This is a genomic window from Rhodanobacter humi (assembly GCF_041107455.1).
Lineage (GTDB): Bacteria > Pseudomonadota > Gammaproteobacteria > Xanthomonadales > Rhodanobacteraceae > Rhodanobacter_A.
Genome location: NZ_JBGBPY010000001.1, coordinates 3,066,738 through 3,082,660 on the forward strand (window position 1 = coordinate 3,066,738; position 15,923 = coordinate 3,082,660).

A 15,923-nucleotide genomic window follows, 5' to 3' on the forward strand; every position below is an offset into this window, starting at 1 on the left:
GGACATTCCCCGCATCTGCCGCCGATCGCGACGCACCTGACCAAGGCCTTCCCCATGTCGAAAAAATGCACGCCTTCCGTCGATGCTTCCACGGACGTCGATCCCTCGCGCCGCAACGTCCTGCGGCTCTCTGGCATCGCCGGCCTGGCACTCGCCGGTTCGGCGTTGCTGCCAGCCGAAGCGAAGGCCCCACTGGGGGCGGCATCCGTCGAACCGGCGGCGGGCGGGGCCGGTCATGCTGCGCAGGCCGCTGCCTCGGTAACGCCGATCCGTCCGCCTGCCGTGCCCCTGGCGGTGCGTCAGCCCTACCTGAGCACCTGGCTGCCGGCAACGCTGTTGCCCGGCAATGCGCCGCAGTTCTGGCAGGGCAGCACCACGGGGATGGTGGGCTTGGCCCGCATCGACGGCGCGGCCTGGCTGTTCATGGGCGACGGCAAGATCGTCCAGGCCATTCCCGATGGCAACCACGGGCAGCAGGCGACGGTCGAGGACTTCCCGCGCGCCATGCGGCAGACCGCGTTGCGCGTCACGGCGACACGGTCGTGCTTCACCCTGCAAGGTGGTGGCGTCGAGCTGGCGGTGGATTTCCTTTCACCGGTGGAGCCGGGCGACAACCGCCGCCAGTCGATTCCGATGAGCTACGTGCGCGTGTCGGCGCGCAGCATGGATGGCGCATCCCATGCCGTGCAGGTCTACATGGAGATCACTGGCGACTGGGCCGGCGACGATGTCGCGCAGGAGCTGGTGGTCGCGCGCGGCGATACGCAAGCCGCCCGGACCTGGACCCTCGCGCGCGCCAGGTCGCAACCGCTGGCGGAGCAGCACGAGTTCGCGGCCTGGGGCCGGGTGCTGTGGTCGACGCCGGCGCGCGACGGCGTCAGCCTGCAGGCGGGCGAGCGGCTGAAGCTGCGGGCGCGCTTCGTCGAACACGGTTCGCTTGACGGCAGCAACGCGGCGGCGCGCAGCACGGTCAAGGCGTTGCCGGCGTTGGCGCTGGCGGTCGACCTTGGCCCTTGTGGTGCTGCTGCGAGTTCTGCGGATTTCGTGGTCGGCCAGGTGCGCGAGCAATGCATCAACTACCTGGGCCGGCCGTTGCGCGCGCTGTGGACGAAGCATTTCGCCGACTGGAAGGCGATGCTGGATTTCTTCCATGGCGACGCCGCTGCGGCGCGCCAGCGGGCCGATGCGCTCGATGCGCGCGTCAGCCGCGATGCGCGTGCCGTCGGCGGGGAACATTACGAGGGCTTGTGCGTGCTGTCGTTGCGGCAGGCCTACGGTGGTACCGAACTGGTGCTGGGACCGGACGGTACGCCGTGGGCGTTCCTGAAGGAGATTTCCAGCGACGGCAACGTGTCCACCGTGGACGTGCTTTACCCGGCCTCGCCGGTGTGGATGTACCTCGATCCCGATTACCTGCGCATGCTGTTGTTGCCCCTGCTCGACTACGCCGGGCGCGGCGGATGGCCCAAGCCCTACGCCGAGCACGACCTCGGTTCCGCCTATCCGCAGGCGACCGGCCACAACGACGGCAAGGAAGAGGACATGCCGGTGGAGGAGAGCGGCGACATGCTGATCATGATCGCCGCCTGGCTGCGCCGCGCGCCGCGTGCCGAGGCGCAGGCCTTCGCCGTGCGCCATTACCCGCTGCTGGAAAAGTGGGCGCAATACCTGGAGCGGAACCTGCCCGATCCGGGCTTCCAGAACCAGACCGACGACTTCGCCGGCTCGATCGTGCACAGCGTCAACCTGGCCTTGAAAGGCATCGTGGCGCTGGCCGCGATGGGGCAGGTGGCCGGGCTTGCCGGCCATGCCGGCGACGCCGCGCACTACCGCGAACGAGCGCGCAAGGACATCGCGTACTGGGCCGCGCATGCGCAGGATCCGCAGGCACCGCACCTGGACCTTACCTATCACGACGCCGGCGGGCAGGGTACGTGGGGAACGCTCTACAACGGCTTTGCGGACAGCTTGCTGGGCACCGGGCTGATCCCTGCGGAAGTCCGCGCCATGCAGGCGGCCTGGTACCTGCGGCAGTGCAATGCCTTCGGGCTTCCGCTGCAGGTGCCGCACAGCTACGCCAAGTCCGACTGGGCGCTGTTCACGGCGGCCTGGCTGGCCGATCAGCCGGTGGCGCAGGAGCTGATCGATCGCGTCTACGCCTATGCCGACGGCACGCCCGACCGGGTGCCGTTCTGCGATCTCTACAGCACCGTCACCGGGCGCCGCGTCGCGTTCCAGGCCCGCCCGGTGCAGGGCGGCATCTTCGCGCCCCTCGCCGTGCGGAGCATGCAGCAGCCTGCCCGTTAGCCAGGCCCGACGAGACACGGAAGAAGACCAGAGGGCTCGCCTGCGCCCACTCCTGCGCTGCCACTGCGTCATGGAATGGCGGGCCGACGAGGCCCGCCGACCGTTCGCGGCGCCGTTTTTTGCGCCGCAGCGTGACTTATCGAGTTCGAGGTGTAGCTTGCGACTGAAGCGTTAAGATCGATCCAAGTCATTGTGATCCACATCACGCCAGTGACACGAGGGGTGAGTGCGGCTTCGGCCGCGTGACGATCGGGCAGGAGTGGGCTGCCCGGGATGTCACGGCTCCTGCCTGGCGGGTTGACGGGGTTTGAGAAATGCAACCACCGAAGCCATCGGTATTTCCACGGTGACGTGCCTGCATGCACCAGGCATGTGCGGGTGCGTGGGCGGAATTCCTGTCCCGGCAGGTTCCGCGGCAACCGGCCGCTTTCGCGGCCTTCGATCCGGGCAATCGCAGTAACGCGTTCGGGATTTTGAAGTGTCGGTCGACGACGGGCATGCGCCCGTTGGCCGATGAAAATTTGGATCGATTCAGTGTTGGAGGAAGCAAGAAAGCGGTGACCGCGCATCCGGTTCATGCGATCGAACGGAGTGCCTTGCGCCGATTCCACAAGAACGCACATCAACGGAGATACTGAAGATGACTTGTCTGCCTCATGCCTTTGCCCGCAAACCGCTCTACGTCGCATTAGCCGCGGCGAGCCTGTCGCTAGCCGGTCTCGGAATCCCCGCGACCGCCTTGGCCGCCCAGACGACGACGCCCGTCGCGACCGCGACGCCACCGCCGGCACAAACCTCCGACGGCACGCAGACCTCCGACGGCACGACGGCAAAGACGGCAGGCAAGAAAAAGAACGACAAGAACGAAAAGCCGATCCTCCTGCCGGGCGTGGTCGTCACGAGCTACCGCCAGTCGATCGACCAGAACCTGCAGGACAAGCGCGATTCCAACGCCATCGTCGAGGTCATCAACGCGCAGAACATCGCGCAGTTCCCCGCCAAGAACATCGCCGATGCGCTGGCGCACGTGCCCGGCGTGGTCATCACCCGCGAATCCGGCGAAGGCAAGACGGTCAGCATCCGCGGCCTCGCGCCCGAGCTGACGCTGACGGAATTGAACGGTAACTACGTGGCCTCGGCCGATACCTCGGCCGGCCTGACGCGCTCGTTCAACTACTCGATGATGCCGGCCAACATGTTCTCGGACATCAAGCTCTACAAGAGCCTGGAGGCGCGCCTGGACGAAGGCGGCATCGGCGGCAACGTGGACCTGCGCACGCGCCGCCCGCTGGAGATGAAGGCGAACGACGGCTTCGTGTCCGTCAACGGTGCGGGCTCCGACAACAGCGGCAAGATCACCCCCCAGGTCTCGGCGCTGTGGTCGTGGAAGAACAAGGACCAGACCTTTGGCGTCCTGCTCGCGGGCACCTACCAGAAGCGCCGGGACATCGACTACACGGCCAATGCGTCGAGCTGGCACTGGTGGGCCGACAACTGCTCCGACGTCGCAACGTGCACCCAGCCGCCCACGGATGTGCATGGCAACCAGTACGACCCGGCCGTGGCCTCCAACATCGACCTGTGGGGCAACGGCGAGGTCGACCAGTCCGGCAAACAGTATTCGGGCTACTGGATGCCGCAGCAGTTCTCCACCAGCCGGAACCAGCTGGACCTGAAGACCAAGGGCGTCCAGGCCACCATGCAGCTCAAGCCCAGCGACCATTTCCTGCTGACGGGCAACTACTTCCGCTTCCAGCGGCAGCAGACCCAGATCACCAATACCCTGGAGGTTCCCGAGTGGGGCCTGCCCAGCAACAACAATTTTGACGACCAGCAGGGCCGGCTGCTCGCTCCCAATGGCCTGACCTTCGATCCCTCGCACACCGTCGTCACTGGTGCGAACTACGTGCTGCCGCCCCCGGGCCAGGGCTGCAACGCGACGACGAACCCCAGCACTGGCGCGCAACGGCAGCCGGTGGACGTCTGCTCCACGGAGATCCCCTGGCTCAACGGCAACTACTCCGTGGAGAAGGCCACCTCGCAGACCCTCAACCTCGAAGGCGAGTGGGACAACGGCGGCGACCTCAGCGGGACGTTCAACGTCGGCCGCACCTGGGCGACGGGCGGCCCGTCGATCGAGCTGGGCATGGCGGCCAAGCCGCGCAACTTCGTCAACGGCCAGTGGGTGGACGGCAGCAACGGGGCCGCGTGGACGCTGAACGGCAAGCCGACCATCACGGCGGCGCCCGACGTGCTGCAGAACATGCTGGCCGGCGAGGGTCAGGTGGATCTCGGTTCGACCGGCTCCAACATGGTCAATACCCGCACCTCGCAGAATTTCGCCCAGGCGGACTTCACCTGGGCCTTCGACAACGGCTGGCTGCAATCGCTGCAGTTCGGCGCGAAGTACCGCGACAACCGCGCCGAGCAGCAGAACAACGAGCTGCGCTGGTACTGCAAGGGCACCACGCTGCAGTTCCAGACCTGCGACCCGAATGCCGGCCAGCTGCCGGCGGGCTTCCTCGAACCGGGCATGCTCGACGGCAACACCGAGGCCTACAACGACAGCATCTTCCCGGCGATCAACTTCCCGGCCTACTACAGTCACCTCAACTCCACCTACGACCGGGTGGTCTACAACCACCCCGAAGACAAATCCACGGTCCGGGAAAAGATCTCGGCGGCCTACGTGCAGGCGAACTTCGACACGGGCACGCTGCGCGGCAACGTGGGCCTGCGCTTCGTCAGCACGCAGCAGGACCTCACCGTCGCCGACCAGATCACCACCAACAATGCGGTGTACTACCACGACGCGAGCGGCAACATCCTGATCTGCCCGGCCAGCGGCGTGAACGCCGGCGGCGGCCCGTGCGCACCGGGCGATTTCCAGTACCTGCCGCGCGAGCAGTCGGTGGTGCAGACGTACTCCAACGCCACCACCTCCAAGCGCTACAACAAGCTCCTGCCCAGCTTCAACGTCGCGTGGACCGTTGCGGACGACTTCGTGCTGCGCGCCGCCGGCTCGCAGGCGATGGCCCGCGCGAACTACACCGACCTCGCCCAGCTGGGCAGCCTCACCAACAACACGCAGGCGTACTACAACGACCGCAAGCAGTTCGGCGCGCCGCCTCCGGGCTGGTACGGCAGCGGCGCCAACGCCGATCTCAAGCCGTTCACGGCCACCCAGTTCGACCTGGCGGGCGAGTGGTACTACGCGCCCGAATCGGTCGTCGGCCTGGATCTGTTCGACAAGAAGGTGAAGAACTTCGTCGTGCCGGTCACCGTCAACAATATCAACGTGGATGTCGGCGGCACCCAGGAGAACTTCCTGCAATACAGCACCAACGCCAACGGCCGCTCGGGCACCTCCAAGGGCGTGGAGCTCTACACGCAGCACACCTTCCAGTCGGGCTTCGGCTACATCGCCAACTACACGCTCAACAAGACCAACGAAACCGCGGTTTCGCTCGGCGACACCCAGGTGGGCAAGTCGGAACTGATCGGCAGCGCCAAGTACGCGGCGAACGTGTCGTTGTTCTACGAGAAGCATGGCCTGCTGCTGCGTGCCACCAGCAATTGGACGGGCCGCACCATGCAAGGGCTTGCCGCCGGCCTGCCGGTCTACACGGAGCCTTACCACCAGGTCGATCTGAACGGCGACTACCAGTTCAACAAGCACCTGATGGTGACCGCGTCGATCATCAACCTGACGCGTGCCAAGCCGCGTTCGTATCTTGGCAGCGACACGACGGCGCGGCTCAATCAGCTGGAATATGCGGGACGCCAGTACTACATGGGCGTCACGTACAAGTTCGGCTCCGGCGATTGAGCACGACGGGCGGGTTCAATCTTGGCCTGCCCATGAGCTTTGCTCCCTCTCCCCGTCGGGGAGAGGGAGCAAAGCGCCGCCGGCGTGACGGATGACGCGCCTTCATTCATGCACGCACCGGAACGGACCATGCATCCATTTTCCGCACTCTCTTGCCGCCGCGCTTCATCGACCCGCAGGCACCTTGCACAGGTCTTCGCGATGGCAGCCCTTGCACTTGGAACCATGGGCGCAGTCCATGCCCAAGGCGACAACGCGTTGCAGCATGCGACGCAGGCCGTCGACGAGGCGAACCCGCTGGTCGGCACCGCGCCGCTGGACCGGCAGTCGCTGATCGGCAACGCGCCGCCGCCGGGCGAGCCGCTGTATTCGGGCATGACCTCGCCGGGTGCGAGCCTGCCGCAAAGCCCGACCGAGGCGACGCCGGTCAACCTCAATGTCGATCTCAGTTATCCCGCGGGCGTCGGCATGTCGTACTACTACCCGAATCCGACGATGATCGGATTCACCGGCGGCGGCTCGACCTATGGCGGCCAGGCATCGCCGATGATCATGCCGGTAGTGGGCGACTGGACCATGCCGCCCGACTACGCGCAGTCGACTTACGACAAGGCGAGCGAGAAGGCGTCGCCGGGCTACTACACGGTGGACCTGGCCACCTTCCACACCAGGGTCGAGCTCACGGCGACACAGCGCACCAGCCTGATGCGCTTCACCTTCCCGGCGAGCCACCGTTCGAATGTCGTCATCAACCTGCGCCGCTCCGGCGGCAACGTGGAGGTGGTCGACGACCACACCATTCGCGGTGTCGCCACGGGCGGGCGCCCGGAACGCGACTCGGACGGCGCCTGGTTCGTCGCCGAGTTCTCGCGGCCGTTCGCCGGATTCGGCACCTTCCACGCGAACCACGATCACGAGGGCTACGGCATCGGCGACGCGGACGTGCAACCGGACCGGCGTGCGGTGTCCGGCAGTTACGCGGGCGCCTACGTCAGCTTCGACACCCAGGCCGGCGAGCAGGTGCTGGTGAAGATCGCCCACGGCCACAGTGCCGACGAAGCCGAGCAGCGGTTGCGCGACGAAGATCCAGGCTGGGATTTCGAGCGCGTGCATGCCCAGGCGCGCGCGGCGTGGGCGCGATGGCTCGACCGCGTCGAAGTCAGCGGCGGCACGCCGAAGCAGCGCATGCTGTTCTACTCGACGCTGTACCACTCCTTCGCCAGCCCGCGATTGCTGGCGCACAAGGGCGAACGCTTCACCGGCGCGGACGGCAAGATCCACGTCGCCAGCTACGACCGCTACGGCCCGGTGCCGTTCTGGGATACCGGTCGCAACCAGATCGTGCTGCTGATGCTGCTCGAACCCAAGGTCGTGCAGGACATCATGCGCTCCGAGCTGGATCGCGCGCGCGAACGCGGCTACATGGACACCTCGTTCCATGGCGACCACGCCGTGCTGCTCTACGACGGTGCGTGGCAGCGCGGCATCCCGTTCGATTACGCCGCTGCCTACGAATACCTGCGCAAGAACGCGACCGACCCCCACGGGCCGCGCGGCTATCTCGCCGAATACATGAAGAACGGCTGGATCTCCGACATCGTGCCGCCGGGGAATCCGAGCCCGCCGTATGCGGGCGGCAAGGCGGGCGTGGCCACCACGCTGGAATACGCCTGGGACGATCACGCACTGGCCGACGTCGCGCGCCGGCTCGGCAAGACGGACGACGCGCAGATGTTCCTGCGCCGCGCCGCGAACTACCGCAACGTGTTCGACCCGTCGACCGGCTTCATGCGCGGCAGGACCGCGGACGGCAAGTGGATTTCGCCGTTCGATCCGGGCGAGCCGTACTACAACTTCATGATGAAGGAGGCCTCGGGCTGGTCCACGCTGTGGCTGGTGCCGCACGACGTGCAGGGCCTGATCGACCTGCTCGGCGGGCGCGCCGCGTTCAACGCCAAGCTCGACGCGTTCTTCTCCACGCCCTACACGGCCAAGGGCATCTGCCGCGACTGCACCGGCCTGATCGGGCAATACGTGCAGGGCAACCAGCCCGACCAGCAGGCGGCCTACTTGTATGCGTGGAGCGGCCAGCCGTGGAAGACGCAGGCGCTGGCGCGACGCATCCTCGCCGAGATGTACGGCAGCGACGCCAGCGGCTACGGCTTCCCCGGCATGGACGACCAGGGCTCGACCTCGTCCTGGTACGTGTTGAGCGCGATGGGCTTCTACCCGGTCGATCCGTCCATGCCGGACTACATCCTCGGCAGCCCGATCTTCGACCGCGTCCGCCTGCACATGGGCAACGGCAAAATCCTCGAGATCGTCGCGCGCAACAACTCGGCGAAGAACCTCTACATTCAGTCCGCCACACTCAACGGCAAGCCGTGGAACAAACCCTGGTTCAGCCAGGCGGACATCGCGAACGGCGCCACTCTGGTGCTTACGATGGGGCCTGCGCCGAACAAGGCCTGGGGCACTGATCCGGCCGATGCGCCGCCGTCGATGTCGGCGGGTGGGGCCGGAAACGGGAAGTGAGTGAATAGAGGGGGCCAGCGAGAGCTTGTCCCCGCTCGTCATTCCGGCGAAAGCCGGAATCTAGTGAAGTATGCGTGCGAAGCACACGAAACAGGTTTTGCGTGCTTCGCACGAGTGTTCGACTGGATGACCAGCCTGCGGCTGTTGAAAAACACCTCCGGCTTTCGCCGGAATGACGGCGAGGACGGTTTCAGATCCTCGCAATATTCGCGCAGTAAAAGTGGGCAAGCTTCACCCCACCTTCCTGCCCTCAAGCCAGCTTCTTGTACTTCACGCGATGCGGCCTGGCCGCCTCGTCGCCCATGCGGCGCTTCTTGTCGGCCTCGTACTCGTTGTAGTTGCCTGGGAAGAACTCCACGTGCGAGTCGCCTTCGAACGCGATGATGTGGGTGGCGATGCGGTCGAGGAACCAGCGGTCATGCGAGATCACGATCGCGCTGCCGGGGAATTCCAGCAACGCGTCTTCCAGCGCGCGCAGGGTTTCCACGTCGAGGTCGTTGGACGGCTCGTCGAGCAGCAGCACGTTGCCGCCCTGCAGCAGGGTCTTGGCCATGTGCAGGCGGCCGCGTTCGCCGCCGGACAGGCTGCCGACGATCTTCTGCTGGTCGGTGCCCTTGAAGTTGAAGCGGCCGATGTAGGCGCGCGACTGGATCTCGAAGTTGCCGATGGTGAGGATGTCCGAGCCGCCGGACACTTCCTGCCACACGTTGTTCTTCGGATCGAGCGCGTCGCGCGACTGGTCGACGTAGGCCAGCTTGGTGGTGTGGCCCAGCTTCACTTCGCCCGTGTCCGGCGACTCCTTGCCCATGATCATCTTCATCAGGGTGGATTTGCCGGCGCCGTTCGGGCCGATCACGCCGATGATCGCGCCCGGCGGCACCTTGAACGAGAGGTCCTCGATCAGCACGCGGTCGCCGAACGACTTGGTGACGTTCTTGAACTCGATCACTTCCTGGCCCAGGCGCTCGCCCGGCGGGATGAAGATCTCGTTGGTCTCGTTGCGACGCTGGTAGTCGACCGAGTTCAGCTCCTCGAAGCGGGCCAGGCGCGCCTTGCCCTTGGACTGGCGGCCCTTGGCGGCCGAGCGCACCCACTCCAGTTCCTTCTCGATCGCCTTCTGGCGCGACTTCTCCTGGTTGGCTTCCTGCTTCAGGCGCGCATCCTTCTGCTCAAGCCACTCGGTGTAGTTGCCCTTCCACGGGATGCCGCGGCCGCGGTCGAGTTCGAGGATCCACTCGGCGGCGTTGTCCAGGAAATAGCGGTCATGCGTCACCGCCACCACGGTGCCGGGGTAGTCGTGCAGGAACTGCTCCAGCCAGTCGACGGATTCGGCGTCGAGATGGTTGGTCGGTTCGTCCAGCAGCAGCATGTCCGGCTTGGACAGCAGCAGGCGGCACAGCGCCACGCGGCGCTTCTCGCCGCCGGAGAGCGGGCCGACCTTGGCGTCCCACGCCGGCAGGCGCAGCGCGTCAGCGGCCACTTCCAGCTGGCGCTCCAGCGCATGAGCGTCGTTCGCGGCCAGGATGCCTTCCAGCTGCTCCTGCTCCTTGGCCAACGCGTCGAAGTCGGCGCCTTCCTCGGCGTAGGCGGCGTAGACCTCTTCCAGCCGCTTCTGTGCGTCGAGGATCACCGACACGCCTTCCTCGACCACTTCGCGCACGGTCTTTTCAGGGTTCAGATCCGGCTCCTGCGCCAGATAGCCGATCTTGGTGCCGGGTTGCGCACGCGCCTCGCCCTGGAAGTCGGTATCCACGCCGGCCATGATCTTCAGCACGGTGGACTTGCCCGCGCCATTGACGCCGAGCAGGCCGATCTTCGCGCCGGGGAAGAACGACAGCGAGATGTCCTTGATGATCTGGCGCTTCGGGGGGACGATCTTGCTCACCCCGTTCATGGTGTAGATGTATTGCATGCGTGCTCCCTGGCTGCGGTGCGCCGGCCACTGCTGGCGCGGTCCGGACGGGTAGGTGGGATAAAGACCGCCAATTATCGCCGATAGGCCGTTTTGCCGCCATGCCGGGCGCCGTTCGCGGCCCGATTCCCCTTGCAAGCTGCTGCCGGTGCGGCCGGGATCGGGATGGACGAATGGATGGCGTGGCAGACGGAGCAAGGCGGGCGCTGCTCAGGCTGGATCGGCGGGTGGCGTATTGGGCACGTCCTGGCGGCCGGCTTGCCGTCTTTGCCCACGAATTCGTGGTGTTCGGCCTCAAGCAAGCCGCTGCCTGCCTGTTCGGCGGCCTGATGGTGGCCTTGCTGTTGGCCAGCTGGCGCTGGTATCCGCGTGACGCGTGGCTGGCGCGCTACGACTTCCTGACCGTGGCTGCCCTGGCGATCCAGGGCATCCTGCTGGCCGCGAAGCTGGAGAGTCGCGAGGAAGCGAGGGTGATCCTGCTGTTCCATGTCGTGGGCACGGCGATGGAACTGTTCAAGACGGCGGTGGGCTCGTGGAATTACCCGGAATCCTCGCTGCTGCGGCTGGGCGGGGTGCCGCTGTTCACCGGCTTCATGTACGCGGCGGTCGGCAGCTACATCGCCCGCGCGTGGCGGCTGTTCGACTTCCGCTTCACCCGGCATCCGCCGTTCGCCGCGACGGTGGCGCTGGCCGTGGCGATCTACCTCAACTTCTTCAGCCACCATTACCTGCCGGATGCGCGGCCGCTGTTGTTCGTGGCAGTGGCGTGGCTGTTCGGGCCGTGCCGGATCCACTTCCGCATCCGCCGCACGCACCGGCGCATGCCGCTGCTGCTGGGCTTCGTGCTGGTGGCGCTGTTCATCTGGCTGGCGGAGAACGTGGGCACTTTCAGCCATGCCTGGCTGTATCCCACACAGCGGCATGGCTGGCACTGGGTGCCGTTCGGCAAGCTGGGCGCGTGGCTGCTGCTGATGATCATCAGCTACGTGATGGTGTCCGCCTTGCACCGCCAGCGGCCGGGCAGTGGCCGCAACCTCCCGGCGGCGTTACAATTTCGCGATTCATCCCCGCCCCCTTGCCCGCAGAGGCCCGAATGTTCCCGAAGGACTGCACGATCGCCGGTTACGACTCCGAACTGGCCCAGGCCATCGCCGACGAAGGGCGGCGCCAGGAAGACCACGTCGAGCTGATCGCCTCCGAGAACTACGCCAGCCCGCGGGTGATGGAAGCGCAGGGTTCCAAGCTCACCAACAAGTACGCCGAGGGTTATCCCGGCAAGCGCTACTACGGCGGCTGCGAGTACGTGGACGTGGCCGAGAAGCTGGCCATCGAGCGCCTCAAGCAGCTGTTCGACTGTGAGTACGCCAACGTGCAGCCGCATTCCGGCTCGCAGGCCAACCAGGCGGTGTACTTCGCGCTGCTGCAGCCGGGCGACACCATCCTCGGCATGAGCCTGGCACACGGCGGCCACCTTACCCACGGCGCCAAGGTCAACCTCAGCGGCAAGATCCTCCACGCCGTGCAGTACGGCGTGGACGCCAACGGCATCGTGGACATGGCCGAGGTCGAGCGCCTCGCCGTCGAGCACCAGCCGAAGATGATCGTGGCCGGCTTCAGCGCCTATTCGCAGGTGATGGACTGGGCGCGCTTCCGCGCCATCGCCGACAAGGTCGGCGCGTACCTGTTCGTGGACATGGCCCACGTCGCCGGCCTGGTCGCCGCGGGCGTGTACCCCAGCCCGCTGCCGCACGCTCACGTGGTCACCTCCACCACGCACAAGACGCTGCGCGGCCCGCGCGGCGGCCTGATCGTGGCGAGCAAGCAGGGCATGGGCGCGGCGGCCGAGGAGATCGAGAAGAAGCTGCAGTCCATCGTGTTCCCCGGCATCCAGGGCGGCCCGCTGATGCACGTGATCACCGCCAAGGCGGTGGCGTTCAAGGAAGCACTGGAGCCGGAGTTCAAGACCTACCAGGCGCAGGTGGTGAAGAACGCCAAGGCGATGGCCAAGACCATCATCGCGCGCGGCTACAAGATCGTCTCCGGCGGCACCGAGAACCACCTGATGCTGGTCGACATGATCGGCAAGCCGATCACCGGCAAGGACGCGGAAGCCGCGCTGGGCAAGGCCCACATCACGGTCAACAAGAACGCCGTGCCGAACGACCCGCAGAAACCCTTCGTCACCTCCGGCCTGCGCGTGGGCACCCCCGCCGTCACCACCCGCGGCTATCTCGAAGCCGACTGCGTGGAACTGGCGAACTGGATCTGCGACGTGCTGGATGCGCCGAACGACGACAAGGTGATCGCCGCTGTGCGCGCCAAGGTCGAGGCGCAGTGCAGGAAGTACCCGGTCTACGGCTGAAAGCGAGAAGTGGGTGAAGAGGAGTGAGAAGTGAGAGAAAGCCGGTGCTGATGCTTTCCTCTCGCTCCTCACTTCTCTACTCTCACTCCTAAGCCCCTATGCATTGCCCCTTCTGCCAGCACGAAGACACCCGCGTGATCGACTCGCGGCTCACCGAGGACGGCGCCACCGTGCGCCGTCGTCGCGAGTGTCCGCAGTGCGGCGAACGCTTCAACACCTTCGAGACGGCGGAGCTGAAGCTGCCGGCGATCGTGAAGAGCGGCGAGCGGCGCGAAGCCTTCGACGAGCGCAAGCTGCGGGTGAGCTTCGAACGCGCGCTGCAGAAGCGGCCCGTGGCCAGCGACGCGGTGGATGCCGCGGTGCGCGAGATCATCAACGATCTGCGCCGCAGCGGCGAGCGCGAAGTGCCTTCGCGCCAGGTCGGCGAACTGGTGATGCGCGAGCTGAAGAAGCTCGACCAGGTGGCCTACGTGCGCTTCGCCTCGGTCTATCGCAAGTTCGAGGACGTGCAAGCCTTCCTCGAGGAAATCGCGAAGCTGGAGCACGACCTGCCGGAGCTGGAGAAACTGCAGCTGTCGCTGCTGGCCGGCGGCGAAGCCGCGGTTGCGGAGCCGCGTCGCCCGCGCAAGGGTTGACGCTTTTCTCCCTCTCCCCGCCGGGGAGAGGGTCGGGGTCAAGGGACGGCCGCGCCCTCACCCTTCCTGGGAGTGGATGACCCGCATGAGCTTCACCTCCTCCGACCACACCCACATGGCGCACGCCCTGCGCCTCGCCAAGCGCGGCCTTTGCACCACCCAGCCCAACCCGCGCGTGGGCTGCGTGATCGTGCACGGCGATGAGGTGGTCGGTGCCGGTTGGCACCGGCGCGCTGGCGAGCCGCATGCCGAGGTGTTCGCGCTGCGCGAGGCCGGCGAGCGCGCCGGCGGCGCCACCGCCTATGTGACGCTGGAACCCTGCGCCCACCACGGCCGCACGCCGCCTTGCGCGGATGCGCTGGTCGCCGCCGGCGTGGCGCGGGTGGTGATCGCTGCGGAAGACCCGTTCCCGCAAGTGGCCGGGCGCGGCATCGAAAAACTGCGTGTTGCCGGCATTGCCGTGGACACCGGGCTGCTGCGCGATGAGGCGCGTGAATTGAACTGCGGCTTCTTCAGCCGCATCGAACGCGGCCGCCCCTTCGTGCGCGTGAAGCTGGCGATGAGCCTGGACGGCCGCACCGCGCTCGCCAACGGCGAGTCGAAGTGGATCACCGGCGAGGCCGCCCGCGCCGACGTGCAGCGCTGGCGCGCACGCAGCAGCGCCATCCTCACCAGCAGCGGCACCGTGCTGGCGGACAATCCCCGCCTCACCGTGCGGCTGGGCGGTGCAGCAGCCACTCTCACCCAACCCTCTCCCCAAAGTGCGGTTGGAGGAGAGGGCTCGGCCAGCCACGGCGCCGGGTTTGGCTCCCTCTCCCCCGGCCTCGCCGGGAGAGAGGGTTGGGGTGAGGGGGTGACCATCGCGCCGCTGCGCGTGGTGCTGGATCGCCAGCTGCGCAGCCCCGCCGGCAGCCACGTGCTGGACGGCAGCACGCCTACCCTGGTGCTGCATGGCGCGGATGCCGCGTGCCGCGACGACCGCTACGCGCGGGTCGAACTCGCTACGGTGGCGGAACAGGGCGGCGCCTTCGAGCTACCCGCCGTGCTGTCCCTGCTCGCCGCGCGCGACATCAACGAACTGCACGTGGAGGCCGGCCCGACCCTGTGCGGGGCGCTGTTCGCCGCCGGCCTGGTCGACGAACTGCTGCTCTACATCGCGCCGGTGCTGCTGGGCGACGCCGCGCGCCCCCTGCTGGCGCTGCCGCCGCTGGCGGACATGGCCTCGCGCTGGCGCCTGCGCCTGTGCGACCAGCGCATGCTGGGGCGGGACATGCGCCTGCGGCTGCATCCGGTGCTTTGATTCGGCGTCGCCCTGGTTGAACGCCGTGTTCCGCCGACGGGTCGGGCCGGTGCCGGCGCAGGTGCTAGACTGCGCGCGCCGGTTCGCCGGCAAGCGTCTTCAGGGCGGGGCGAAATTCCCCACCGGCGGTAGGTGTCCCCAAGACACGAGCCCGCGAGCGCCTTCGCCGCAACGGGAAGGGTCAGCAGATCCGGTCGAATGCCGGAGCCGACGGTCAGGCCAACCCGCATGCGGGGCGGCTCACAGTCCGGATGAAAGAAGACGGTTCGACGCGCGGTCCTGCCACGCGCCGACCTCATGCCTTGAGGCGTTCTCGCCCGTATCCGTGGAGAACGTTTCATGATCACGATGATTGCAAGCAAGACGGCTGCCTCCTGTCGGGAGGTGCGTTGATGTTCACCGGCATCATCCAGTCCGTGGGCCGCATCGCGCGGCTCGAACCGCGCGGCGGCGATCTGCGTCTGCACGTGGACACCGCCAATCTCGACCTTGCCGACGTGCAGCTGGGCGATTCCGTCGCCGTCTCCGGCGTTTGCCTGACCGCCGTGACGCTGGAAGCACGCGGCTTCAGCGCCGACGTCTCCAACGAAACGCTGTCGCTGACCACCTTGGGCGGACTCAAGGCCGGCGACCCGGTGAACCTGGAGAAGGCGCTGCGCCTCGCCGATCGGTTGGGCGGCCATCTGGTCTCCGGCCATGTCGACGGCCTGGGCAAGGTGGTGTCGATCGCGCCCGACGGCCGTTCGCAGCGCTGGACCTTCGAGATGCCGGCGAACCTGGCCCGCTACATCGCCGCCAAGGGCTCGGTGTGCATCGACGGCACCAGCCTCACCGTCAACGAGGTGGCCGGCCACCGCTTCGGAGTCAACCTTATTCCCCACACGGTGGAACACACGGCGTTCCATGCGAAGCGCGCGGGTGATGTGGTGAACATCGAGGTGGACGTGATCGCGCGCTACGTGGAGCGGCTGATCGGCGGCGGCGGTGCACCGAAGCTGGACGAGGCATTCCTGAAACAACACGGGTTCGCCTGACCCGCTGCA

The 15,923-nt window shown here is 66.9% G+C and carries 9 protein-coding genes and 1 riboswitch; of the genes, 8 read left to right on the plus strand and 1 reads right to left on the minus strand.

Annotated elements, in window-relative coordinates; genetic code table 11:
• Positions 1-54: 54 nt before the first annotated feature.
• From AB7878_RS13665 to AB7878_RS13675, 3 genes are all read left to right on the plus strand, one after another.
• Positions 55-2,307 carry a glutaminase family protein gene (locus AB7878_RS13665; RefSeq protein ID WP_369494879.1) on the plus strand — a complete coding sequence of 751 codons (2,253 nt, stop codon included), beginning with the start codon at positions 55-57 and terminating at the stop codon, positions 2,305-2,307.
• Positions 2,308-3,046: 739 nt separating this feature from the next.
• The gene (locus tag AB7878_RS13670) at positions 3,047-6,136 is read left to right on the plus strand and encodes a TonB-dependent receptor (RefSeq protein WP_369494880.1); all 3,090 of its coding nucleotides are present in this window, start codon (positions 3,047-3,049) and stop codon (positions 6,134-6,136) included.
• A 129-nt stretch (positions 6,137-6,265) separates the two neighbouring features.
• Positions 6,266-8,671, plus strand: a complete 2,406-nt coding sequence (locus tag AB7878_RS13675; RefSeq protein WP_369494881.1) for a GH92 family glycosyl hydrolase — start codon at positions 6,266-6,268, stop codon at positions 8,669-8,671.
• A gap of 250 nt (positions 8,672-8,921) precedes the next feature.
• Here AB7878_RS13675 and ettA read toward each other — a convergent pair whose 3' ends face one another.
• The gene (ettA, locus tag AB7878_RS13680) at positions 8,922-10,583 is read right to left on the minus strand and encodes an energy-dependent translational throttle protein EttA (protein WP_369494882.1); all 1,662 of its coding nucleotides are present in this window, start codon (positions 10,581-10,583) and stop codon (positions 8,922-8,924) included.
• 284 nt (positions 10,584-10,867) lie between these two features.
• On the opposite strand from ettA, the gene AB7878_RS13685 reads away from it, so the two are divergent.
• The 5 genes from AB7878_RS13685 to AB7878_RS13705 all read left to right on the plus strand — a co-directional run bounded on the left by AB7878_RS13685 (position 10,868) and on the right by AB7878_RS13705 (position 15,914).
• Positions 10,868-11,773, plus strand: coding sequence for a DUF817 domain-containing protein (locus AB7878_RS13685; RefSeq protein ID WP_369494883.1), 906 nt, complete (start codon positions 10,868-10,870; stop codon positions 11,771-11,773).
• On the plus strand, positions 11,677-12,945 hold the full coding sequence (gene glyA, locus AB7878_RS13690) for a serine hydroxymethyltransferase (RefSeq protein WP_369494884.1): 1,269 nt from the start codon (positions 11,677-11,679) through the stop codon (positions 12,943-12,945). Before AB7878_RS13685 ends, glyA begins: the two co-directional genes overlap by 97 nt.
• Positions 12,946-13,043: 98 nt before the next feature.
• Positions 13,044-13,580: a transcriptional regulator NrdR gene (gene nrdR / locus AB7878_RS13695; RefSeq protein ID WP_369494885.1), complete on the plus strand. Its 537-nt coding sequence runs from the start codon at positions 13,044-13,046 to the stop codon at positions 13,578-13,580.
• A gap of 85 nt (positions 13,581-13,665) precedes the next feature.
• A complete protein-coding gene (ribD, locus tag AB7878_RS13700; RefSeq protein WP_369494886.1) occupies positions 13,666-14,880 on the plus strand; it encodes a bifunctional diaminohydroxyphosphoribosylaminopyrimidine deaminase/5-amino-6-(5-phosphoribosylamino)uracil reductase RibD in 1,215 nt (404 codons plus the stop codon).
• A gap of 91 nt (positions 14,881-14,971) precedes the next feature.
• Positions 14,972-15,147, plus strand: a riboswitch (FMN riboswitch).
• 125 nt (positions 15,148-15,272) lie between these two features.
• Positions 15,273-15,914, plus strand: a complete 642-nt coding sequence (locus AB7878_RS13705; RefSeq protein WP_369494887.1) for a riboflavin synthase — start codon at positions 15,273-15,275, stop codon at positions 15,912-15,914.
• Positions 15,915-15,923 lie beyond the last annotated feature (9 nt).